At 59.3% G+C, this 23439-nt stretch carries 17 protein-coding genes; 10 read left to right on the top strand and 7 right to left on the bottom strand.

Going from position 1 to position 23439, the window contains the following annotated elements:
- Positions 1-60: 60 nt before the first annotated feature.
- Positions 61-1989 (bottom strand): transglycosylase SLT domain-containing protein, encoded by a 1929-nt coding sequence (locus GNF76_RS10040; RefSeq protein ID WP_155583014.1) that lies wholly within the window; start codon positions 1987-1989, stop codon positions 61-63.
- A gap of 212 nt (positions 1990-2201) precedes the next feature.
- On the opposite strand from GNF76_RS10040, the gene GNF76_RS10035 reads away from it, so the two are divergent.
- Positions 2202-4121: an ATP-binding cassette domain-containing protein gene (locus GNF76_RS10035; RefSeq protein ID WP_155583013.1), complete on the top strand. Its 1920-nt coding sequence runs from the start codon at positions 2202-2204 to the stop codon at positions 4119-4121.
- 182 nt (positions 4122-4303) lie between these two features.
- Here GNF76_RS10035 and GNF76_RS10030 read toward each other — a convergent pair whose 3' ends face one another.
- Positions 4304-4744, bottom strand: coding sequence for a universal stress protein (locus GNF76_RS10030; RefSeq protein ID WP_155583012.1), 441 nt, complete (start codon positions 4742-4744; stop codon positions 4304-4306).
- A gap of 104 nt (positions 4745-4848) precedes the next feature.
- Here GNF76_RS10030 and GNF76_RS10025 point away from each other — a divergent pair, with 104 nt between their 5' ends.
- From GNF76_RS10025 to GNF76_RS09995, 7 genes are all read left to right on the top strand, one after another.
- Positions 4849-5286, top strand: coding sequence for a hypothetical protein (locus tag GNF76_RS10025; RefSeq protein WP_155583011.1), 438 nt, complete (start codon positions 4849-4851; stop codon positions 5284-5286).
- Positions 5287-5790: 504 nt separating this feature from the next.
- Positions 5791-7938: a fatty acid oxidation complex subunit alpha FadB gene (gene fadB / locus GNF76_RS10020; protein WP_155583010.1), complete on the top strand. Its 2148-nt coding sequence runs from the start codon at positions 5791-5793 to the stop codon at positions 7936-7938.
- Positions 7939-7967: 29 nt separating this feature from the next.
- Complete coding sequence (gene fadA / locus GNF76_RS10015; RefSeq protein ID WP_010176360.1) at positions 7968-9143, top strand: acetyl-CoA C-acyltransferase FadA; 1176 nt, start codon at positions 7968-7970, stop codon at positions 9141-9143.
- Between the two features lie 98 nt (positions 9144-9241).
- Positions 9242-9478, top strand: a complete 237-nt coding sequence (locus GNF76_RS10010; RefSeq protein WP_010176359.1) for a DUF1653 domain-containing protein — start codon at positions 9242-9244, stop codon at positions 9476-9478.
- A gap of 114 nt (positions 9479-9592) precedes the next feature.
- On the top strand, positions 9593-12214 hold the full coding sequence (gene topA / locus GNF76_RS10005; protein ID WP_155583009.1) for a type I DNA topoisomerase: 2622 nt from the start codon (positions 9593-9595) through the stop codon (positions 12212-12214).
- A gap of 128 nt (positions 12215-12342) precedes the next feature.
- On the top strand, positions 12343-12864 hold the full coding sequence (locus GNF76_RS10000) for a DUF6586 family protein (RefSeq protein WP_155583008.1): 522 nt from the start codon (positions 12343-12345) through the stop codon (positions 12862-12864).
- Positions 12865-12929: 65 nt separating this feature from the next.
- Positions 12930-13163, top strand: a complete 234-nt coding sequence (locus tag GNF76_RS09995) for a hypothetical protein (protein ID WP_003218969.1) — start codon at positions 12930-12932, stop codon at positions 13161-13163.
- A gap of 86 nt (positions 13164-13249) precedes the next feature.
- On the opposite strand, the gene sulA is transcribed toward GNF76_RS09995, so the two are convergent.
- Both sulA and lexA read right to left on the bottom strand, forming a co-directional pair.
- On the bottom strand, positions 13250-13726 hold the full coding sequence (gene sulA, locus GNF76_RS09990) for an SOS-induced cell division inhibitor SulA (protein ID WP_155583007.1): 477 nt from the start codon (positions 13724-13726) through the stop codon (positions 13250-13252).
- Positions 13727-13736: 10 nt separating this feature from the next.
- Entirely contained in the window at positions 13737-14345 is a 609-nt protein-coding gene (gene lexA, locus GNF76_RS09985) for a transcriptional repressor LexA (RefSeq protein ID WP_003172575.1), read from the bottom strand.
- A gap of 263 nt (positions 14346-14608) precedes the next feature.
- Between lexA and GNF76_RS09980 the strand changes: the two genes are divergently transcribed.
- Positions 14609-15316: a TetR/AcrR family transcriptional regulator gene (locus tag GNF76_RS09980; protein WP_155583006.1), complete on the top strand. Its 708-nt coding sequence runs from the start codon at positions 14609-14611 to the stop codon at positions 15314-15316.
- A gap of 174 nt (positions 15317-15490) precedes the next feature.
- A complete protein-coding gene (nagZ, locus tag GNF76_RS09975; protein ID WP_155583005.1) occupies positions 15491-16501 on the top strand; it encodes a beta-N-acetylhexosaminidase in 1011 nt (336 codons plus the stop codon).
- A gap of 112 nt (positions 16502-16613) precedes the next feature.
- Here nagZ and GNF76_RS09970 read toward each other — a convergent pair whose 3' ends face one another.
- Genes GNF76_RS09970 through mfd form a run of 3 tightly spaced genes read right to left on the bottom strand, consistent with a single transcriptional unit; the run spans position 16614 to position 23347 of the window.
- Complete coding sequence (locus tag GNF76_RS09970; RefSeq protein WP_155583004.1) at positions 16614-19307, bottom strand: DEAD/DEAH box helicase; 2694 nt, start codon at positions 19305-19307, stop codon at positions 16614-16616.
- A 9-nt stretch (positions 19308-19316) separates the two neighbouring features.
- Complete coding sequence (locus tag GNF76_RS09965; protein WP_155583003.1) at positions 19317-19886, bottom strand: CsiV family protein; 570 nt, start codon at positions 19884-19886, stop codon at positions 19317-19319.
- Positions 19887-19897: 11 nt separating this feature from the next.
- Positions 19898-23347 carry a transcription-repair coupling factor gene (gene mfd, locus GNF76_RS09960; RefSeq protein WP_178123260.1) on the bottom strand — a complete coding sequence of 1150 codons (3450 nt, stop codon included), beginning with the start codon at positions 23345-23347 and terminating at the stop codon, positions 19898-19900.
- Between the last annotated feature and the right edge of the window lie 92 nt (positions 23348-23439).

Below are 23439 nucleotides of genomic sequence, written 5' to 3'. Positions count from 1 at the left end.
TTTTCCAAAAAAAATGCCCGCCTCGTTTGAGGCGGGCATTTTTTATGAAGGCTTCACGCCTTATTGATCATCAAAATACCGCTCATGCCAATCCACCAGCGGCTGTGGTGCATTGAGTTTTTGCCCGTAGATCACCGAATAAGACAGCACGTTCTGCACATACTGGCGGGTTTCATCGAACGGGATGCTCTCCACCCACACGTCGAAACTCAGGTGGTCAGCACCGCGTAGCCATTGGCGTACGCGACCTGGGCCTGCGTTGTAGGCGGCGGAGGCGAGCACGCGGTTACCGTTGAACTGGCTGTGGACCTGGCTCAGGTAGGCGGCACCGAGCTGGATGTTCTTGTCCGGGTCCAGCACCTGGGCCGGAGAGGCCAGCGGGATGCTGAACTTGCGTGCGGTTTCCTTGGCGGTGCCGGGCATCAGTTGCATCAGGCCACTGGCGCCGACGCCGGAGCGGGCGTCGTCCATGAAGGCGCTTTCCTGGCGGGTAATGGCAAACACCCAGCTTGAATGCAGGCCGCGAACCTTGGCTTCGCGCACCAGGGTGTCGCGGTGGGCCATTGGGAAGCGGATGTCCAGGTCATCCCAGTATTGCGCCTGGCTGATGGTACGGATTGCCGGGAAATACCACTTCATGTCGTAGGCCAGCTTGGCCTGAGCGACCATTTCGTCGCGGTTGAAGTGACGGCTGACGTGGTACCACTCGCGGCGACCATCGACGATCTGGCCACGGGCGTAGAACTCCAGGGCACGCCGTACGCCTGGGGTATTACGCACCTTGTTGATCAGCGCCTGGCTCATCACCAGCGGCTTGTTGTTCAGTTGGTACGGTGCTTGGGAGCGATCCGCGGCGAGGAAGCCATAGAAGTCCCGCTCCTTCGCCAGGCCTTTGTACAGCACCAGGGCTTGCGGGTTCTTCGGCTCTGCCAGTTCCAGGCTGCGGGCTTGCCAGTAGCGCCAGCGGTTGGTGGTGGCCAGGTCTTGCGGCAACTTGCGGGTCAACTGGTAGGCGTCTTCCCAGCGAGCCAGGCGCAGCAGCAGGCGCAGGCGCCATTCGGAAACGGTGTTGTCCCGCAGTTCCGGGTCGTACTTGGTCATTACGTCCAGGGCGCGGGGGTCGAAACGTCGTGCCAGGGTCAGGCCGATCTCCCGGGCGATGGACACTTTTTCGTCACGGGAGAAGTGCATGCTGCTGGCGTAGCCGTCGAGCAGGCCCATGGCCTTGTCAGGATCCTGGCGTGCCAGGCGACGAAGGCCGAGACCAACTGCGTCAGACATTGCCTCGTTAGCCGGCAGGAAGCGTGACGGATCGCTGAGCATGTCTGGTCTTTGCGCCACGTCCACCATCAAGCGGCCCTGAGGCCCGAGGGTGCGCAAGGTTTTTACCAGGCTGTTGGCCAGCGCGTAATTGCGGGCTTCGGCAGCCAGTTTGGCGCGTTCCCAGATTTTCTGTTCAGTCAGTTGGCCATCAGCGGCCCATTGACCAAAGGTGGCATCACAGGCAGCCGGTTGGGATTTGCCGGTCATCCACAGTTTTTCAGCGGTTTTGTAACCTTCGGCCTTGAGGTTGTGGCTCAGCTGGTATTGGCCATGGAGGCAGTCCAGTTCGACGAAGTTGAGTTTCGCGTCGTAGTACTTTTCAAAGGTCTGCCAGTCCCCACGGTCGGCCAGCCAGCGCAACCAGCGCAATTTCATCCAGTTGGCCTGGGGCAGGTCGCCGTTTTTAGCGAGGAACTGTTCGATTTCCTCGTTACTGGCGGACTTCAGGCGGGCGGTCAGCTCGTCGTAGGCCAGGTAGGGTGTCAACGGATAATCGGCCAAGGCCTGGCTGTATTGCATGTAGGGACCGCTGTCACCTTTGGCCAAGGCGCGCTTGGCTTCATCGTAATACTGGCGTTGGGTGGTCAGATCCACGGCCTGGGCAGACTGAACGGCGGTGGCAGAAAGAAGCAGACAAGATAAAAAGTTGAAAAGGCGACTGCGCATGAGACGTCCGTGCAGAGGAATCAGGACTAGTGCCGGCATCGCCGACACTGATTGCCCCTAGCTTAGCCTTTTGCTCGCAGCCGGTGAAAGCTTTGACGGTCGCTTCGTTCAAGTTCACTGGAAATGTCCTACAGAACGTGTCGACCGCGAAAATGCCGGCCGCCTCAGGCCCTAAGTCAGGTAGAATGCGCGCCCAGTTTTTGGAGAAGCTCATGACCCTGCTCAAATTCAGCGATGTGTCCCTTGCTTTCGGCGCTATGCCGTTGTTGGACAAGGTGTCCTGGCAGATCGCCCGTGGTGAGCGGGTGTGCATCATCGGCCGCAACGGCACCGGCAAGTCCAGCATGATGAAGCTGGTAAAAGGCGATCAGAGGCCCGATGACGGCTCTGTCTGGCGCGCGCCGGGCCTCAAGATCGGCGAATTGCCGCAAGAGTTGCCGGTGGCCGACGAGCGGACGGTGTTCGACGTGGTTGCCGAAGGCCTTGACGGCGTGGGCGCACTGCTCGCCGAATACCATCACCTGGCGCAGAACTGTGTCACCGAGGAAGACCTGGACAAGCTGATGCATGTCCAGCACGACCTGGAAGCCCGTGACGGCTGGCGCCTGCAGCAATTGGTCGACAGCACCCTGAGCCGCCTGCAACTGCCGGCTGACAAGACCCTTGCCGAATTGTCCGGCGGCTGGCGTCGTCGCGTCCTGCTGGCCCAGGCCCTGGTTTCCGAACCGGATCTGCTGCTACTCGACGAACCGACCAACCACCTGGATATCGGTGCCATTGCCTGGCTTGAAGAAGCCCTGAAAGATTTCCAGGGCGCCGTGCTGTTCATCACGCACGACCGTTCTTTCCTGCAAAACCTGGCGACGCGCATCCTGGAACTGGATCGCGGCGGCCTGATCGACTGGAACGGCGACTACGCCAGCTTCCTGGTGCACAAGGAAGCGTCGCTGGCCGCTGAAGACACCGCTAACGCACTGTTCGACAAGAAGCTGGCCCAGGAAGAAGTCTGGATCCGCCAGGGCATCAAGGCGCGTCGTACCCGTAACGAAGGCCGCGTGCGTGCCCTCAAAGCCCTGCGCAATGAGCGTAGCGAGCGCCGTGAGCGTACCGGCAAGGCCAACATTCAGCTCGACACTGCCGATAAGTCGGGCAAGCAGGTAATGGTCCTGGAAAACGTGAGCTTCGCTCACCCAGGCGGCCCGTTCCTGATCAAGGATTTCTCCATGGTCCTGCAGCGCGGCGACCGGATCGGTCTGCTCGGCGCCAACGGTACCGGCAAGACCACCTTGCTCAAGCTGATGCTCAATGGCCTGCAGCCGACCAGCGGTAAAGTGGAAGAGGGCACCAAGATCGATGTGGCCTACTTCGACCAGTTGCGCCACCAGTTGGACCTGGAAAAAACCGTGATCGACAACGTCGCCGAGGGTCGCGACTTTATCGACATCGACGGCCAGAGCCGCCACGTGCTGAGCTACCTGGGCGACTTCCTGTTCAGCCCGCAACGTGCGCGCACGCCGGTCAAGGCATTGTCGGGTGGTGAGCGTGCGCGCCTGCTGCTGGCCAAGCTGTTCAGCAAGCCGGCCAACCTGCTGGTACTCGACGAACCGACCAACGACCTCGACGTTGAAACCCTGGAGTTGCTGGAAGAGGTCTTGCTGACCTTCAACGGTACCGTGCTGATGGTCAGCCACGACCGGGCATTCCTCGACAACGTGGTCACCAGTACCCTGGTCTTCGAAGGTGAAGGCAAGGTGCGCGAATACGTCGGTGGTTATCAGGACTGGCTACGTCAAGGCGGCTCGCCGCGCCTGCTGGGCGTGACCGAGAGCAAATCTGGCAAGGCTGACTTGAACTCGGCGGTAGTCACTCCGGTGGCGGCCGCTGCCCCAACTCAGGAAGCCGCTCCGGCCGCGAAGAAGAAACTCAGCTACAAGTTGCAGCGTGAGCTGGAAGCCTTGCCGGGTGATATCGACGCCAAGGAAAAGCAGATCGCTACTGTTGAAGCGGAAATGGCTGACGCAGGTTTCTATCTGCGTCCTGCGGCTGAAACCGCTAAGGTCATTGCATCCCTGGAGACGTTGAACCAGGAGTTGGAAGTGCTGGTTGACCGTTGGGCCGAGCTGGATGCCTGATTGATTCAAAAGCAATAAAAGCCCGGCGCTCATTTAGATGGGCGCCGGGTTTTTTATATGAAATGCAGTCAAAAAAGTGGGAGCTGGCTTGCCTGCGATAGCGGAGGGTCAGCGCCAGATATATCAACTGATCCGCCGCTATCGCAGGCAAGCCAGCTCCCACGCTTTGACTTTCGCTATTCTTACGAGCTTTTTACCAGCTTCACCGCCAGCACATCGCACGGCGCGCCGTGCAGTACATCGTTGGCAGTAGAACCCAACAGCAAGGCCAGGCCATGCCGGCCATGGCTGCCGACCACGATCAGGTCGCAGTTTTGTTCCTTGGCCAGGTGGTGGATTTCCTGGCGCGGCTGACCGTAGGTGAGGTGAGAGTTTTCCTTCGTCACTTCAGGGTATTTAAGGATCAAGCGTTCAAGGCGCTCTTTGGCCTGATCAAACTGTTGTTGCTGCAACTGGGAGAGATCCATGGGCACGTCGCCACCAAAGGCCATGGCCATAGGCTCGACGATATGCACCAGTGACAGTTTTGCGTTGCTGGCGACTGCGAAAGCCCGCGCGCGCTTGATCACTGGATCGCACTCTTCGGTCAGGTCCACGGCGACCAGAATATGTTCGTATGACATGGGGCGTTCCTCCAGGGGACTGCAATAAGTTCAGTATGGCTGGTTTCAAGCGGATGGGGTTGCGTCAGGTCAAATCCGCTCATCAAGAATTCGGGAGTACACATATGACGGTCTGGATAGTGGTGTCAATCCTTGTGGTGGTCTTGAGCCCTCTGGCATGGCTGCGTCCCTCGCGGCATCAGAGCGGGCGCATGGCCCTGCGCATGGAGGCGCGCCGCATCGGCCTGGCCATGCAGTTGTCGCCCCAGGAGTGGCCGCACTGGCTCAAGCAGGAGCCGCCTAGCCCGTGTGCGCAGTACCACCGGCCACGACGCGGCAACCGGCCTCAATGCTGGAGTTATTGGCAGTTGGAGCCAGGAGTCTGGGTCAATCAGTGGCAGGAAATCTGTGTTGATGAAAAGTTGTTGCCGCATTTTTCGACGCTACCGGCCAACGTCTACAAGGTCGAAGCGGACAAGCAAATGATCGCCCTGTATTGGGGCGAGAAGGGCGAGGCGAGTGTTTTGCAAGACATCGCGTCTTTGCTGAAGGCGTTGGCCTGAACGGCAGGCAATAAAAAGCCCGACATCAACATCGGGCTGGAGTTGGCCAGGCAGGCCGGTAATTCGTCACTAGCCAGGTCGCTCGATCACGCTGGATGTTCATCCATGCGCTCATACTCCCCCGCTAAGGTTGCCCTAGCCTAGTCGTATATCCCGGGCTGTACAGGTTTCTGTGCGAATTTTCCTACTATTGATTTGGTGAATGCTTAAACATTGGCGAGGCGCCGATGTATAGCGCGGGTTCTGAAATGACTGAAAAGTCGCGTTTTGCCTGCTCTTTCGGACGATTGACAATTGCCCGGATTTGGATGAAGGTGGCGTACCCAAATCAAACGGGCGTATGAATTGAGCGTTTGTATTTCAGACCGCTCTTACAGAATCCCGACTATCGCGTTGACGGGTGTGCCTGGCGGATTGGCGTAGCATCGACGGTAACGTCCCTGCTGAACCTGCGGCCAGCGTCCAACGTGTACTGTTCAGCTTCCATATCGTGGAGATCAGTTGATGATTTACGAAGGTAAAGCCATCACGGTTAAGGCTCTTGAAAGTGGCATCGTCGAATTGAAATTCGACCTCAAGGGTGAGTCCGTCAACAAGTTCAACCGTCTAACCCTGAACGAACTGCGTCAGGCCGTAGACACCATCAAAGCAGATGCATCGGTCAAGGGCGTGATCGTCTCCAGCGGCAAAGACGTGTTCATCGTCGGCGCTGACATCACCGAATTCGTCGACAACTTCAAGCTGCCCGATGCCGAGCTTGTGGCTGGCAACCTCGAAGCCAACAAGATTTTCAGCGATTTCGAAGACCTCAACGTGCCGACCGTTGCCGCGATCAATGGCATCGCCCTGGGCGGCGGTCTGGAAATGTGCCTGGCGGCGGACTTCCGCGTCATGTCCGCTACCGCGAAAATCGGCCTGCCGGAAGTCAAGTTGGGCATCTACCCAGGCTTCGGCGGTACCGTGCGCCTGCCACGCATCATCGGTGCCGACAACGCCATCGAGTGGATTGCCGCCGGCAAGGAAAACCGCGCTGAAGACGCGCTGAAAGTCGGCGCTGTCGATGCAGTGGTTGCTCCCGAGAAGTTGGCGGAAGCGGCACTGAACCTGATCAAAGGCGCCATCTCCGGCGAATTCGATTACAAGGCCAAACGTCAGCCAAAGCTGGAAAAGCTCAAGCTCAACGCCATCGAACAAATGATGTCGTTCGAAACCGCCAAAGGTTTCGTGGCAGGCCAGGCCGGTCCGAACTACCCGGCGCCGGTTGAAGCGATCAAGACGATCCAGAAAGCTGCAAACTTCGGTCGTGACAAGGCTCTGGAAATCGAAGCGGCTGGCTTCGTCAAACTGGCCAAGACCTCGGCAGCGCAGAGCTTGATCGGTCTGTTCCTGAACGATCAGGAACTGAAGAAAAAGGCCAAGGCCTACGACGAAATCGCCCGTGACGTGAAACAGGCTGCCGTACTCGGCGCCGGTATCATGGGGGGCGGTATCGCCTATCAGTCGGCGTCCAAAGGCACACCGATCCTGATGAAGGACATCAACGAGCACGGGATCGAGCAGGGTCTGGCAGAAGCCGCAAAACTGCTGGTGGGCCGCGTTGATAAAGGCCGCATGACTGCTGCGAAAATGGCTGAAGTGCTTAACGGCATTCGTCCTACGCTGTCCTACGGTGATTTCGGCCATGTCGACCTGGTGGTCGAAGCCGTTGTCGAGAACCCGAAGGTCAAGCAGGCAGTACTGGCAGAAGTCGAAGCCCAGGTTAAAGAAGACACTATCCTGGCTTCCAACACCTCGACCATTTCCATTACGTTGCTGGCGAAAGCCCTCAAGCGTCCGGAAAACTTCGTCGGCATGCACTTCTTCAACCCGGTGCACATGATGCCGCTGGTGGAAGTGATCCGTGGCGAGAAGTCCAGCGAACTGGCGGTAGCGACCACCGTTGCCTATGCCAAGAAAATGGGCAAGAACCCGATTGTCGTCAACGACTGCCCGGGCTTCCTGGTCAATCGCGTACTGTTCCCGTACTTCGGCGGTTTCGCCAAGCTGGTCAGCGCGGGTGTGGATTTTGTGCGCATCGACAAAGTCATGGAAAAATTCGGCTGGCCAATGGGCCCGGCGTACCTGATGGACGTGGTCGGTATCGACACCGGCCACCACGGTCGCGACGTCATGGCTGAAGGCTTCCCTGATCGTATGAAAGACGACCGCCGTTCGGCGATCGACGCACTCTACGAAGCCAAGCGCCTGGGCCAGAAGAATGGCAAAGGTTTCTACGCTTACGAGACCGACAAGAAGGGCAAGCAGAAGAAAGTCGCCGACCCATCGGTGCTGGAAGTGCTCAAGCCAATCGTCTATGAACAGCGTGAAGTGTCCGACGAGGACATCATCAACTGGATGATGATCGCTTTGTGCCTGGAAACCGTGCGTTGCCTGGAAGATGGCATCGTTGAAACCGCAGCCGAAGCCGACATGGGCCTGGTCTACGGTATTGGTTTCCCTCCGTTCCGTGGTGGTGCGCTGCGTTACATCGATTCGATCGGTGTGGCTGAGTTCGTTGCCCTGGCTGATCAATACGCTGATTTGGGCCCGCTGTACCACCCGACTGCGAAGCTGCGTGAGATGGCCAAAAACGGCCAGAGCTTCTTCGGTTAAGTGCCCAGACGACTAGAGCGAGAATATTTATGAGCTTGAATCCAAGAGACGTCGTGATTGTCGACTTCGGTCGTACTCCGATGGGCCGCTCCAAGGGCGGCATGCACCGCAACACTCGCGCCGAAGATATGTCGGCGCACTTGATCAGCAAGTTGCTGGAACGCAACGTCAAGGTCGACCCTAACGAAGTCGAAGACGTGATCTGGGGCTGCGTCAACCAGACCCTGGAGCAGGGCTGGAACATCGCACGCATGGCGTCGTTGATGACCCAGATCCCGCACACGGCTGCCGGCCAGACCGTCAGCCGCCTGTGTGGTTCCTCGATGAGTGCGCTGCACACCGCTGCACAAGCGATCATGACCGGCAACGGTGATGTATTCGTGGTCGGCGGCGTGGAGCACATGGGCCACGTCAGCATGATGCACGGCGTTGATCCTAACCCGCACATGTCCCTGTACGCGGCGAAAGCCTCGGGCATGATGGGCCTGACTGCTGAAATGCTTGGTAAGATGCATGGCATCACCCGTGAAGCCCAGGACGCTTTTGGCCTGCGCTCCCACCAGCTCGCCCACAAGGCGACCCTGGAAGGCAAGTTCAAGGATGAAATCATCCCGATGAACGGCTACGACGAGAACGGTTTCCTGAAACTGTTCGACTACGACGAAACCATTCGTCCGGATACCACCCTGGAAAGCCTGGCGGCCCTCAAGCCTGCCTTCAATCCAAAGGGCGGCACCGTGACAGCCGGTACTTCGTCGCAGATCACCGACGGTGCCTCGTGCATGATCGTGATGTCGGCCCAGCGTGCCCAGGACTTGGGCATCCAGCCGATGGCCGTGATTCGTTCGATGGCAGTGGCGGGTGTGGATCCGGCAATCATGGGCTATGGTCCAGTACCGGCCACACAAAAAGCATTGAAGCGCGCAGGCCTGACTATCTCCGATATCGACTTCTTCGAGCTCAACGAAGCTTTCGCCGCACAGGCCCTGCCGGTGCTGAAAGATTTGAAAGTACTCGACAAGATGAACGAGAAGGTTAACCTGCACGGCGGCGCGATTGCCCTGGGTCACCCGTTTGGGTGTTCCGGTGCACGTATCTCCGGCACGTTGCTTAACGTGATGAAGCAAAATGGCGGCAACCTTGGGGTTGCTACCATGTGCATTGGTCTCGGCCAAGGCATCTCCACCGTCTTCGAACGCATCTAAGCGTTCGGTTGACGGAAGCCGGGGCCCAGTGCCCCGGTTTTTGTTTTTTGGAAGGTTTGGTAATTTTTTTTTAACAATTTTTGTGAGAGGGCCAGAGCATGAAAGTCGAACCAGGGCTCTACCAACATTATAAAGGTCCGCAGTACCGCGTTTTTAACGTGGCACGGCACTCGGAAACCGAAGAAGAAGTGGTGTTCTACCAAGCACTGTATGGCGATTACGGCTTTTGGGTGCGTCCCCTGAGCATGTTCCTGGAGACCGTCGAGGTTGACGGCGAACAGGTCCCGCGCTTTGCTTTGATCCAGGTCGAACCCAGCCTTTTTTCAGCGCAATAAAGGCAGGCCGCGCAGAATGCTGCGCTTGACCTCACCTTGTTGCCACTATATATAGCGTTGCCGCGTCAGGCGCCAACCGCCTTTCACTTCTCGAATTCAGGAATTTTCCGATCCATGGGCAAATCGCTGGTCATTGTGGAATCCCCGGCTAAGGCCAAGACCATCAACAAGTACTTGGGTAACGAGTACGTGGTGAAGTCGAGTATCGGCCATATCCGAGACCTGCCCACCAGCGGTTCGGCTAGCGCCAGCAAGGAGCCTGCCGCCAAGCGCGGCAAGGCGGCTGCGGGCGAAGGTCCGGTGCTCTCGCCTAAAGAGAAAGCGCGCAAGCAGCTGGTCTCGCGCATGGGTGTCGATCCCGATCATGGCTGGAAAGCCAAGTACGAGATCCTCCCGGGCAAGGAAAAGGTCATCGAAGAGCTGCGCCGGCTCGCCAAAGATGCTGACACCATCTATCTCGCAACCGACTTGGACCGCGAAGGGGAAGCCATTGCCTGGCACCTGCGGGAAGCCATCGGTGGTGATGACAGCCGCTACAAGCGCGTGGTGTTCAACGAAATTACCAAGAAGGCGATCCAGGAAGCCTTCTCCAAACCGGGTGAACTGGATATTGACCGCGTCAATGCCCAGCAGGCCCGTCGTTTCCTCGACCGCGTCGTGGGTTACATGGTCTCGCCGTTGCTGTGGGCGAAGATCGCCCGTGGCCTGTCTGCCGGTCGTGTGCAATCGGTTGCGGTGAAGCTGGTGGTGGAGCGTGAGCGCGAGATTCGTGCGTTCAACCCCGAAGAGTACTGGGAAGTCCATGCCGACCTCGGCACCGCCAAGGGTGCGAACGTGCGCTTTGAAGTGGCCCGAGAGAAAGGCGAGGCGTTCAAGCCGCTCAACGAAGCCCAGGCCATGGCCGCGCTGGAGAAGCTCAAGGCCTCCAGCTACAGCATCGTCAAGCGTGAAGACAAGCCTACCAGCAGCAAGCCATCGGCACCGTTCATCACCTCCACCCTGCAACAGGCCGCCAGCAACCGTCTGGGCTTTGGGGTGAAGAAGACCATGATGATGGCCCAGCGTCTGTATGAAGCGGGCTACATCACGTATATGCGTACCGACTCCACCAACCTGTCGTTGGATGCGGTCGCGATGGCGCGTACTTATATTGAAGGTGAGTTCGGCAAGAAGTACCTGCCGGAAAAGCCTAACGTCTACAGCAGCAAGGAAGGTGCACAAGAGGCTCACGAAGCAATTCGTCCTTCTGATGCCAACACCGAGCCAAGCAAGCTGACCGGCATGGAGCGCGACGCTGAGCGCCTCTACGAGCTGATCTGGCGTCAGTTCCTCGCCTGCCAGATGTTGCCGGCGCAATACCTGTCGACCACCGTCAGTGTCGGTGCCGGGGACTTCGAGTTGCGGGCCAAGGGCCGGATCCTCAAGTTCGACGGCTACACCCGCGTCATGCCACAAATTGCCAAGCCGGGCGACGACGATGTGCTGCCGGACATGGCTCAGGGCGACGTGATGAAGCTGATCAAGCTTGATCCGAGCCAACACTTCACCAAGCCGCCGGCCCGTTATTCGGAAGCCAGCCTGGTCAAGGAGATGGAAAAGCGCGGCATCGGTCGTCCCTCGACCTACGCGGCGATTATTTCCACCATCCAGGACCGTGGTTACGTTGCGCTGCATAACCGTCGTTTCTACTCGGAAAAGATGGGCGATATCGTCACCGAGCGTTTGTCCGAGAGCTTCTCCAATCTGATGGACTACGGCTTTACCGCCGGCATGGAAGAGCACCTCGATGACGTGGCCCAGGGCGAGCGCGACTGGAAAAATGTGCTCGACGAGTTTTATGGTGACTTCAAGAAGAAACTCGAAGTAGCCGAAAGCGCCGAGAACGGCATGCGTGCCAACCAGCCGGTGATGACGGACATTCCGTGCCTCACTTGCGGGCGGCCGATGCAGATTCGTACCGCGTCCACTGGCGTGTTCCTCGGTTGCTCGGGCTATAGCCTGCCGCCGAAAGAGCGCTGCAAGGCGACCGTCAACCTGGTGCCGGGCGATGAAATCGCTGCCGATGACGAGGGTGAGTCCGAGTCGTTGGTACTGCGTGGCAAGCACCGTTGTCCTATCTGCAGCACGGCGATGGACGCCTACCTGCTGGACGAGAAACACAAGCTGCACATCTGCGGTAACAACCCGGATTGCAACGGATACGAGATCGAGGAAGGCACTTACCGCATCAAGGGCTACGAAGGTCCGAGCCTGGAGTGCGACAAGTGTGGCAGCGAGATGCAGCTCAAGACTGGCCGCTTCGGCAAGTTCTTCGGGTGCACCAACCCTACCTGCAAGAACACCCGAAAACTGCTGAAAAGTGGTGATGCCGCGCCGCCGAAGATGGACCCGGTGAAGATGCCTGAACTCAAATGCGAGAAGGTCAACGACACCTACATCTTGCGTGACGGCGCTTCGGGCCTGTTCCTGGCTGCCAGCCAGTTCCCGAAAAACCGTGAGACCCGTGCGCCGCTGGTGATCGAGATCGTGCCCCACAAGGACGAGATCGATCCGAAGTACCACTTCCTCTGCGAAGCACCGAAGAAAGATCCGGACGGTCGCCCGGCTGTGATCCGCTACAGCCGCAAGACCAAGGAGCAGTATGTGCAGACCGAAGTCGAGGGCAAGCCTACTGGGTGGAAGGCGTTTTATGATGGTGGCAAGTGGAAGGTCGAGGACAAGCGCCAAGGTGCTTGATCCCGCAGCCGCTTAGCGACAAAGGCCGCCGTTACAGGCGGCCTTTTTTTGCGCTTGCAGTGGGCTTGGTTGATCCATGACACTGCTGAACCAGCATCACGTCTTATGTCGTTTTGGAGACTGCCGTCATGGCCAACGAACTCTATACCCGTACCAATCAGAAAATTTACTTCGCGGGTTTGTCCCTGGAAGCCCTCGGCCGTGCCGAAGAGGGAAAGGAGATGAATGCTATCGCGTTGGTGCAGGCTGGACGTGAGTCGGCGTTGTTCCACCTCTACGGGGCTTTGTTGGGGTTGTGCCATGAGATCGCCGGGTTCTATCGCTTGCCTCAAGCGGGTGCACCACGGGCCGAAATGATCCTGACCCGCGAAGTGCTGGACTCGATGGCGATTCCGGAGTTGGCCGAACTGGTGGAAATGGCACAGAGCCCAGACAGCTGGCTGGCGCGCCTGCTGGTGGCTCACTCGTCGATGTTTCAGCCGCCAAGGGTTCCGCACAAGCCCAAGGGGGACGTGACCCAGCCACTGATTGTGGCGGTGAGCCTGGAAGAAGAGGGGCCGGAACCTTTAAGTCGTGAGGAGCTGGAGAGTTGGCGACAGGAGCTGAAGAAACTGGCAATTCGTTTTCGGGATGGTCTTAACGAGTGCTGAGTTGTGGTGAGCCCGCTTGCCACAAGACTGATATAATCCCGGCCTTTCGTGGAGAACAGATTTTTATGCCAACGTCCTTTCTGGAAATTGTTGAACTGCCCGACGGCCGAATTGAGCTGCGCAGGGCCGAGGACGAGGGTTCTCTGGTGATTCTGGACTTTTCCGAGGACGCCAAGGCGTTCCTGCAAGGCCAACATGTAGAAGTGGCAAAAGCCATGTTAAGCGTTGGTGTGCAGATGGCGGGGCGCCTGGCTGAAGGCGAACCGGAGAAAGAAGACGGCCCACGTATTCTTCACTGAGCCCGTTTGTCGGTTTTTTGCGAGTTTGAAGTTACCGATCGGCTTCTCAATCCTCGAGAAGCCTCGCGTTGATGTTGGCCCGGTATTTATCCCAATCGAATATTCAGGCTCTGTGCGTCGCCGTCCCGTGCCGCGCTGATCAACTGCTGCCTGGCCGTTGTATTCAGCGGGTTCAGCCAACTGACCACTGTATGGCTGCGGCCCAGGCGCAAGGCTTCGCAGGTCAATTGTTGGGCGCTCTGTGTGCCACGGGGTTGCAGCAACAGGATGCGCTCGCGATTCAGGCCCGCGTCCCGTAACCAGGCCTGAGTCAAGCTGGAAGGTGGGGCAATCAGTGTCAGCCAGCGTGCATCCTGTTCTTCACTCAGCTCGCGAAGAATGGGGGCCAGCAGGCTCAGGCAGTTCCCCGCAGCACCGCGCAACGACAGTTCACTGAACGTCTCGGCTTCGGCGTTCCAGGGCGCCTCGACCGACTCCTTGAGGATTGGCGCAAGGGGTTGCGCCATCATGAAGGCTTCAAACAGCGGAAGCTGAGTGTGTTGTGGTGTGTGTGGGAACTGCATGATGCCTCCGTTAGCGGCGAATAACGCCGACGCTCAAGCCTTCAATCACCAGATCCTGATCCTTCAGGTTGACTTCAATGGGCGCGAACTCAGGGTTCTCGGCCAGGAGCCAGACCTTGCTGCCTTCGCGTTTGAAGCGTTTGACCGTCACTTCGTCGCCGATGCGGGCAACGACGATCTGGCCGTTGCGGGCTTCACGCGTGGTATGGACAGCCAGCAGGTCGCCATCGAAAATGCCGACGTCCTTCATGCTCATGCCATGGACCCGCAGTAGGTAGTCGGCGCGGGGATGGAAGAAGGTCGGGTTGATGTTGCAGGATTCCTCGACGTGCTGTTGCGCCAGGATTGGCGCACCGGCAGCGACACGGCCGATGATCGGCAGGGTCGACTCGTCGGCCTTGGCTTCGAAACCGGGGATACGAATGCCCCGTGAAGCGCCTGGGGTCATCTCGATCGCGCCTTTGCGGGCGAGGGCCTTGAGGTGTTCCTCGGCAGCGTTGGGCGACTTGAACCCCAGTTCCAGCGCAATTTCCGCCCGAGTCGGTGGGTAGCCGTTGTCATCGAGGCAGCGCTTGATAAAAGCGAGAATCTCAGCTTGGCGTGGCGTCAGTTTTAGCATGTTGATCGCTCTGTCTTTTTATACAGTGACTGGGATTATATACAGTGGACTGCGCTTGGCAATCACCGTTTTTACTCACTCCGCTGGACGGTCATCCGTCACCTGTCCTACATGACTGAGATAGCGCTGCCTACAGACTGTGGAGGATGTGATTAAATAGCCATGGAAGAGATGACTGCCCAGCCGGAAAACGGACCTGCAGGCTTGACAAGACACAAAGTGAAACGTATGTTTCAAACAAGTGTTTGTCAGGCGGAGTAGCCATGGCCCAGTCGGAAACCGTTGAACGCATTCTCGATGCTGCCGAGCAGTTGTTCGCGGAAAAAGGATTTGCTGAAACTTCATTGCGGCTGATCACCAGCAAGGCCGGGGTCAACCTGGCGGCAGTGAACTATCATTTCGGCTCGAAAAAGGCCCTGATCCAGGCAGTCTTCTCACGTTTCCTGGGGCCGTTTTGCATCAGCCTCGATCGTGAACTGGAGCGCCGCCAGGCCAAGCCTGAGAACAAGCCGAGCCTGGAAGACCTGCTGGAAATCCTGGTTGAACAAGCGTTGGTGGTCCAGCCGCGCAGTGGCAACGACCTGTCAATCTTCATGCGTCTGTTGGGCCTGGCATTCAGCCAGAGCCAGGGGCACCTGCGCCGTTACCTGGAAGACATGTACGGCAAGGTGTTCCGCCGCTATATGCTGCTGGTCAATGAAGCTGCGCCGCGTATCCCGCCTATCGAATTATTCTGGCGCGTTCACTTCATGCTCGGCGCTGCGGCGTTCAGTATGTCCGGAATCAAGGCCTTGCGAGCGATCGCCGAGACCGATTTTGGCGTCAATACCTCCATTGAGCAGGTGATGCGCCTGATGGTGCCGTTCCTGGCCGCTGGCATGCGGGCCGAGACTGGCGTCACCGACCAGACCATGGCTGCCGCCCAATTGCGTCCGCGCAGCAAGTCCATACCGGCTGCCGCCAAGGTTTGACCGTTCCCGGGTGGGCGTGGCCGCTGGCATCCGCTAAGCTAGCCGCCCATGCCGATTTCAGATGTTTATCCACAACCCGTTGCTCACGCTGAGCGTCCATTGCCAGGTTTGATCCGGCGATGCGACCCCGCGAGGGCTTCGGGTTGTGCGCTATTTAAGGATTAAGGAAGGTTTATGACTGCGGCCCTGCAAGGCTCTTTGATGGTGGATGTCGCCGGTACCTGGCTGACGGCTGAAGATCGCCACTTGTTGCGTCAGCCCGAGGTGGGCGGCCTGATCATTTTTGCGCGCAATATCGAGCATCCGCGCCAGGTGCGTGAGCTGAGCGCGGCCATCCGCGCCGTGCGTCCTGACCTGCTGCTGGCGGTTGACCAGGAGGGTGGCCGTGTCCAACGTCTGCGCCAAGGGTTTGTGCGGCTGCCGGCGATGCGTGCCTTGGCGGACAATTCCAACGCTGAGTACCTGGCTGAGCAATGTGGCTGGATCATGGCCACTGAAGTATTGGCAGTCGGCCTGGACCTGAGTTTTGCCCCGGTACTGGACCTGGATTACCAGCGCAGCGCCGTCGTGGGCAGCCGTTCATTCGAAGGCGACCCTGAGCGTGCCGCCGTGCTGGCCGGTGCTTTTATCCGCGGCATGCACAGCGCCGGTATGGCCGCCACCGGCAAGCACTTCCCTGGCCACGGTTGGGCTGAGGCCGATTCCCACGTCGCCATTCCCAATGACGAGCGCAGCCTGGAACAGATTCGCGCCAACGATCTGGTGCCGTTTGCGCGACTGAGCAAACAGCTGGCGGCGGTCATGCCGGCCCATGTCATTTACCCACAGGTTGATTCGCAGCCGGCCGGTTTCTCCCGTCGTTGGTTGCAGGACATTCTGCGGGGAGAATTACAATTTGACGGCGTGATTTTCAGCGATGACCTGTCTATGGCGGGCGCTCATGTGGTTGGCGACGCTGCCAGCCGTATCGAAGCTGCGCTGACTGCCGGTTGCGACATGGGGCTGGTGTGCAATGACCGAGCCGCCGCTGAGCTGGCCCTGAGCGCCGCCCAGCGCATGAAGGTCACGCCATCGACGCGTATTGCGCGGATGCGCGGGCAGGCGATTGCGTCGACGGACTACAAGCAGGATCCGCGTTGGTTGGTGGCGATCGGGGCGCTTCGGGATGCTCAATTAATCGACTGACAGCTGCGGTGCGCCCTTCGCGAGCAAGCCCGCTCCCACACTTGACCCCGTATAGCCTGAAGAAATGCGGTCGAATGTGGGGGCGGGCTTGCCCGCGAAAGCAATCTGACAGTCAGCGCTTCTCTTGCTTGTGTGGCAGCGGCGCAAACAGCGCTTCGATATCCTCGTTGCCCAACTTCCAATCCCCGGTCGTCCGGCCATCCAGCACGCCCGCAGCCAGATCGGATTTTTCCTTCTGTAAATGCTGGATTTTCTCCTCTACCGTGCCCCGGGCGATCATCTTGTAGACGAACACCGGTTTCTCTTGACCGATCCTGTACGCGCGGTCGGTGGCCTGATTCTCTGTGGCCGGGTTCCACCATGGATCGTAATGGATCACCGTGTCGGCTTCCGTCAGGTTGAGCCCGACGCCACCGGCCTTGAGGCTGATCAGGAATATCTGCAGCTTGCCGCTCTGGAAGTCTTTCACCGGCGTGCGCCGATCCCGGGTCTGGCCAGTCAACAGCGCGTAGGCAACGTTGCGCTTCTTCAGTTCAGCCTCGATCAGGCTGAGCATTGAAGTGAACTGAGAGAACAGCAGAATCCTGCGTCCTTCGGCAAACAACTCCTCAAGCATCTCCATCAGACTGTCGAGCTTGCCCGAGCTGCTGCCTCGTGCGGGCAAGGTCGCGTCATTGACCAGGCGCAAGTCACAGCACACCTGACGCAACTTGAGCAGTGCTTCGAGGATGATGATCTGGCTGCGGGCCACGCCCTTGCGGGTGATCTCGTCGCGGACTTTCTTGTCCATGGCCAGGCGCATGGTTTCATACACGTCGCGCTGGGCCTCGTTGAGGTCGACCCAGTGGATGATCTCGGTCTTGGGCGGTAACTCCGTCGCCACCTGCTCCTTGGTTCGGCGCAGCAGGAAGGGCTTGATCCGACCGTTAAGGTGCTGCAATCGCACTTCACTGGCGCGCTTTTCGATGGGCACGCGGTAATCACGATTAAAACTTTTCACGTCCCCCAGCCATCCCGGCAACAGGAAATGAAACAGCGACCAGAGCTCGCCCAAGTGATTTTCCAGCGGTGTACCTGAAAGGCACAGGCGCTGGCGGGCGTTCAGCTCGCGAGCGGCCTGAGCGGCTTTGCTGGTGGGGTTCTTGATGTACTGGGCTTCGTCGAGGATCAGTACGTGCAGGGGCAAGGCGGCCAGTGCTTCAATGTCCTTGGGCAGCAAGGCATAGGTGGTAAGCAGAAGGTCGTAGTCCTGCAGTTGCGCAAAATGCTTTTTGCGCCCGGCGCCATACAGCGCCAGCACTTTGAGCTGTGGCGTAAAGTGCGCGGCCTCGTCGAGCCAGTTGGGGATCAAGCTGGTGGGCATCACCACCATGCACGGGCGATCCAGGCGTCCGGCGATTTTTTCGCTGAGAATATGCGCCAGGGTTTGCAGGGTTTTACCCAGGCCCATGTCGTCCGCAAGAATTCCGCCGACTTCCAGTTGCCGCAGCGATTGCATCCAGCTCAAGCCTTCCAGCTGGTAGGGGCGCAAGGTTGCATTCAGGCCTTCGGGTGCCGTGACGGTGAAATCCTTGATGTCCCGCAGTCGCTGGGCGAAGTTACGGATCTGCTCGCCGCCTTCCCACTGCAGTGGCAAGTCTTCCAGTGGGTTGAGGCGGATCGCATCGGCCTTGCTCAGGCGCAACGTGGTGGTGCCAGGCTCTTGCAGGTAGAACTCGCCAAGCGTGGCCAGCACCGGTTTCAGCCGGCCGTAGGGCAGGGCGACTTGCAGCGGCCCGTGGCCGCCGTTGGGCATGGCCGGGATGTTCACCAGGATCAGTTCGTCATCGCGGCGGCGCGCCAGTTTTTCCGGGTTGAGGATCTCGGTGTGGGAGCGCATCAGGTTCAACAGGATCGGCAACAGGCTCAGCCGCTCGCCGTTGACGATGATCCCCAGCTCCAGATCGAACCAGTCCCGCTCCGGTACTTCATCGACGGTGGCGTACCAGTCGTCCACGGCCGTCAGGTCGAAGCCAAAATCCTCATCAATCTGCAATTCCCAGCCTTGGGCGCGTAACCCCGGAGAAGCATTCAAGGTGAAGTTCAGCCAGGCGCTGTCATTGACCATCTCAAACAGTTCGCCGGCACTTTCCGGCAACGCTTTGCTCTGGCGGGTGGCGATCTTGAATCCAAGCACGCGCAGCTGTTCGCGAAACTGTTGCTCCACCTCGGGATGGCGTTTGATCCGCAGGCTCTGGGTTTCCTGGCGGACGATGATGTCGGCATTCTTCTGGCCGCTGACGTAGTTGTCCTGATAATTGAACGACAGCGCCGCCCGGTGCTGGATATAACGCTGCATCTTGCCGTTGCGCGGTTCGAACGCGCTGAACTCGATACTTGCCAACCACAGGCGCGGCACCGGCTGTACGTCGTCCAGCACTACTTGGGGCAGCACTACACGGTTGTCCAGCACTGCCTGGAGTTTTTCCAGCAGTTCGGCGTCCTTGGCGGCGGCCGGGTAGGCCAGGGTTTCCTGAACCTTGAGCAGCACCGCGGCGATGTGTTTGCAGTTGGTGTGCACGGGGCAAGTGCAGCGGCTGTCCACCAGGATCAAAGTGCCTTTGGCTGACTCGCGTAACTCGATGGTCTGTCGGTAGACGTTGCCGCCCGAGCCCTCGCAACTGGCAATGATCGTGCTGTCACCGGACTCGACGATCCGCACGCGGTTTTCCAGGGCGTAGCGCCGGCCGCGCTCAAGGCTTTGCTCTTTAAAGCGATTGGCCCACGAAGGGGCCAGGGGTTTGGTCAACGACGACGTCAGGGGCATGGTGCTGGATCAGTCCTGAACGTCAGGCGGTGGAGCGCTGGGCGGCTTGGCGGTCAGCGACGTGATCTTGATCAACAGGGCGAGATGGCCGCCGTCCAGGTAGTTGAGCTGGTTGTTCTTGGTGCGCACGTCTTGCTGGCTGAGGTGTTCGCTGGCGATGACGCTGCCGTTGCTGTCGAACTGGTTGACCCAGAAGTCTGCGTCGATATCGGTAAAGCGCCCCAGTTGCAGTTTCAGGGTGCCTTCGATGGGGAACTGGCCGAACTGTTCCGGGCCGTCGCTGATGGCTAGTTTGACGGGTTGCTCGCCGAGGCTTTGTTCCCAGGACTTGTGCAGTAATACGGTGTAGTCGCTGCTGGCTTGCAGCTTCTCGACAATATTTCCCAGGCGCGGCGGGCTCATTTTGTCAGCGCCAAGGCGTGGTGCGCCCGCGTCCCAGTTTTCCGGAGCTGCGCGGCTATTGATCACGGGCTCCGCATTTTGGCGGACCAGAATCATCTCCACCAGGTACGGGCTGTCGGCAAATGCCGAAGGCGCAATGACCACCAATAACAGGCTCAAAATGCGGAACAGGCGCATTGGGGCGTCCTTCAAGCAGATTTCGGGATGAGGCGCTCAAACAGCGCCTCCAATGTATTAAAGCGTTCTTCGGCACGTTCCATCGGCACCATGAACTTGAACAGCGTAGCCCCTTCGAACTTGTAGCGATTGGGCTGGCCCTGAATCAGTTTGATCAACACCAATGGATCCACCGGCGTCTGTGCTTCGAACTCGATACGCCCACCTTGCGGCCCGGCGTCGACCTTCTTGATCCCCAGCTGCTCGGCCTGCAATTTGAGCAGGGTCAGGCGCACCAGGTTCTTGGTCGGCTCGGGCAGCAGGCCGAAGCGGTCGATCATTTCCACTTGCAGGTCCTTGAGACCCTCTTCGTCGGTGGCCGAGGCGATGCGTTTGTACAGAATCAGTCGCGCATGCACATCCGGCAAGTAGTCTTCGGGAATCAACGCAGGCAGGCGCAGGTTGATTTCCGGGCCACCACCCAGCGGTTGATCGAGGTTCGGCTGCTCGCCCTTGCGGATGGATTTCACCGCGCGCTCGAGCATTTCCATATAGAGGGTGAACCCCACCGCCTGGATCTGTCCGCTCTGGCCGTCGCCCAACAGTTCGCCGGCGCCACGGATTTCCAGGTCGTTGGTGGCCAGTACAAAACCGGCCCCGAGGTCCTGGGTATTGGCGATCGCTTCCAGGCGCTTCTCGGCGTCGGAAGTAATCTGCTGGCGCGGTGGCGTCAGCAAATAGGCATATGCCTGGTGGTGACTGCGCCCGACCCGGCCGCGCAACTGGTGCAACTGCGCCAGGCCGAACTTGTCGGCGCGCTCGATGATGATGGTGTTGGCGCTCGGCACGTCGATGCCGGTCTCGATGATGGTCGAGGCGATCAGTACGTTAAAGCGCTTGTGGTAAAAGTCGCTCATCACCTGCTCGAGTTCGCGCTCGCGCATTTGCCCGTGGCCGATGGCGATTCGCGCTTCCGGTACCAGTTCAGCGAGGTCGGCGGCGCACTTCTCGATGGTTTTCACATCGTTGTGCAGGTAATAAACCTGGCCGCCACGCAGCAACTCACGCAGCAGCGCTTCCTTGACCGTGCTTTTGTTCTGTTCCATGACGAACGTGCGCACCGACAGCCGGCGTGCCGGCGGCGTGGCGATGATCGACAGGTCGCGCATGCCCGACACCGCCATGTTCAGCGTGCGTGGGATTGGCGTGGCGGTGAGGGTCAGGATGTCGACTTCACTGCGCAGGGCCTTGAGCTGTTCCTTCTGACGGACACCGAAGCGATGCTCTTCGTCGATGATCACCAGCCCGAGGTTTTTGATCTTCACATCGTCCGACAGCAGCTTGTGAGTGCCGATGACAATATCGATCTTGCCTTCTGCCAGATCAGCGATGGCCGCATTCACTTCCTTGGCGGACTTGAAGCGGCTCATCACTTCCACGCTGACCGGCCAATCGGCAAAGCGGTCGCGGAAACTGTTGTAGTGCTGCTGGGCGAGCAGGGTGGTCGGTACCAGGATCGCCACTTGACGCCCGCCGTGTACCGCAATAAAGGCTGCACGCATGGCCACTTCGGTCTTGCCGAAACCCACGTCGCCGCAGACCAGGCGATCCATCGGTTTGGGCGCGAGCATGTCAGCGCGCACAGCGTCGATGGTGGTTTGCTGGTCCGGGGTTTCCTCGAAAGCGAAGCCGGCGCTAAAGGTGGCGTAGTCGGCTTTCGGGTCGGCGAACGCATAACCCTCGCGGGCGGCGCGGCGGGCATAGATGTCCAGTAATTCAGCGGCCACATCGCGCACTTGTTCGGCGGCTTTGCGCTTGGCTTTCTGCCAGGTCTCGGAACCCAGGCGGTGCAACGGTGCCAGGGCGTCGTCGCTGCCGGTGTAGCGGGCGATCAGGTGCAGGTTGGCCACGGGCACATACAGCTTGGCGCCCTCGGCGTACTCCATGGTGAGGAATTCGGCGACCTGATTGTCGATTTCCAGGGTCTGCAGGCCCAGGTAGCGACCGACGCCGTGGTCGATGTGCACCACCGGCGCGCCTTCGCGCAGCTCGGTGAGGTTCTTGATCACGGCATCGTTGTTGGCGTCGGCGCGTTTTTCGCGACGACGACGCTGCATCACGCGCTGGCCGAACAGCGGGCTCTCGGCAATCAGCGCCAGGGCCGGATCATCCAGCAGCAGGCCTTCATCCAGCGGCGCAATGGTGATTGCCAGGCGATGTTTGCTGGCGACAAAGTCCGGCCAGCTGTCGACCGTTTTGGGTCGCAGCTTCAGGCGTTCCAGCAATTCCAGCAGTACTTCGCGACGCCCGGCGGATTCGGCGGTAAACAGCACGCGGCCGGGGAAGTCACCGAGGAAGTTCGACAGCGCTTCGAGCGGTTGGCTGGCTTTGGCTTCAATCGCGAGATTGGGCAAGGCTTGAGCCGGGAAGCGCTCACGGCCAACGCCGGTTTCCACGTCCTGTTGGCTGGCAACCACCCGTGGCCAGTTTTTCAGGCGGGCGAAGCAGTCTTCCACCGGCAGGAACAGCTCGGCGGGCGGTAATAAAGGACGGGATGGATCGACGCGGCGCTCTTCATACCGGTTGCGCACGTCATTCCAGAAATTTTCTGCTGCCTGTTCGATGCCTGGCAACGAGAACACCTGGGTGTCCTGGGGCAGGTAATCGAAGAGCGTCGAGGTCTCGTCGAAGAACAGCGGCAGGTAGTACTCGATACCGGCGGGAGTAATCCCGCTGCTCAAGTCCTGAAAGATCGGACAGCGGCGGAAGTCCACATCAAAGCGTTCGCGAAAGCGTGCCTTGAAGCGCGTGACGGCGTCTTTTTGCAGCGGGAATTCCCGGGCCGGCAGCAGCTTGACCGACTCGACCTTGTCGATGGAGCGCTGGTTTTCCGGGTCGAAGGTGCGCAGGGTTTCGATTTCGTCATCGAACAGGTCGATTCGATAGGGCAGTTTGCTGCCCATCGGGAACAGGTCGATCAAGGCACCGCGTACCGCGAACTCACCGTGTTCGTACACCGTATCGACGCAACGATAACCGCTGGCCTCAAGCCGGGTGCGCATCTGTTCCACATCGAGCTTCTGGCCGATATCCAGCACCAGGCTGCTGCCCAGCAGGAATTTGGTCGGCGCCAGGCGGTGCAGTGCCGTGGTGATTGGCACCACCAGCACACCGTGGGCCAGTTCCGGCAAGCGATAAAGGCTGGCGATTCGCTGGGAGATGATGTCCTGGTGCGGCGAAAACAGATCGTAGGGCAGGGTTTCCCAGTCCGGGAAATGCAGCACTGGCAAATCGGGGGCGAAGAAGCTCAGCTCCTGCTCCAGTCGCTCGGCGCTTTGGCTGTCGGCGGTCAGGAGCAAGGTAAAGCGCTTGGCTGCGCTGGCAGCCTCGGCAATGGCCAGGCTCAGGGCGGCACCGGGCAGATTGCCCCAATGCTGTTTACCTGCCTCGGCAGGGAGTAGCGGTAGACGCAGAACGGGCACGGAAGGTTGAGCTCCAAGCGTTGCGACAAAGTCGGTAATTGTAACGGCCCAGGGTGCCGCCTGTCAGTTGCTGACTGTGCCTAATACGTATT

It is taken from the genome of Pseudomonas spelaei (assembly GCF_009724245.1).
Classification (GTDB): domain Bacteria; phylum Pseudomonadota; class Gammaproteobacteria; order Pseudomonadales; family Pseudomonadaceae; genus Aquipseudomonas; species Aquipseudomonas spelaei.
Note: the sequence above shows the minus strand (reverse complement) of the source record. Positions and strands in the feature narration are given on the sequence as shown.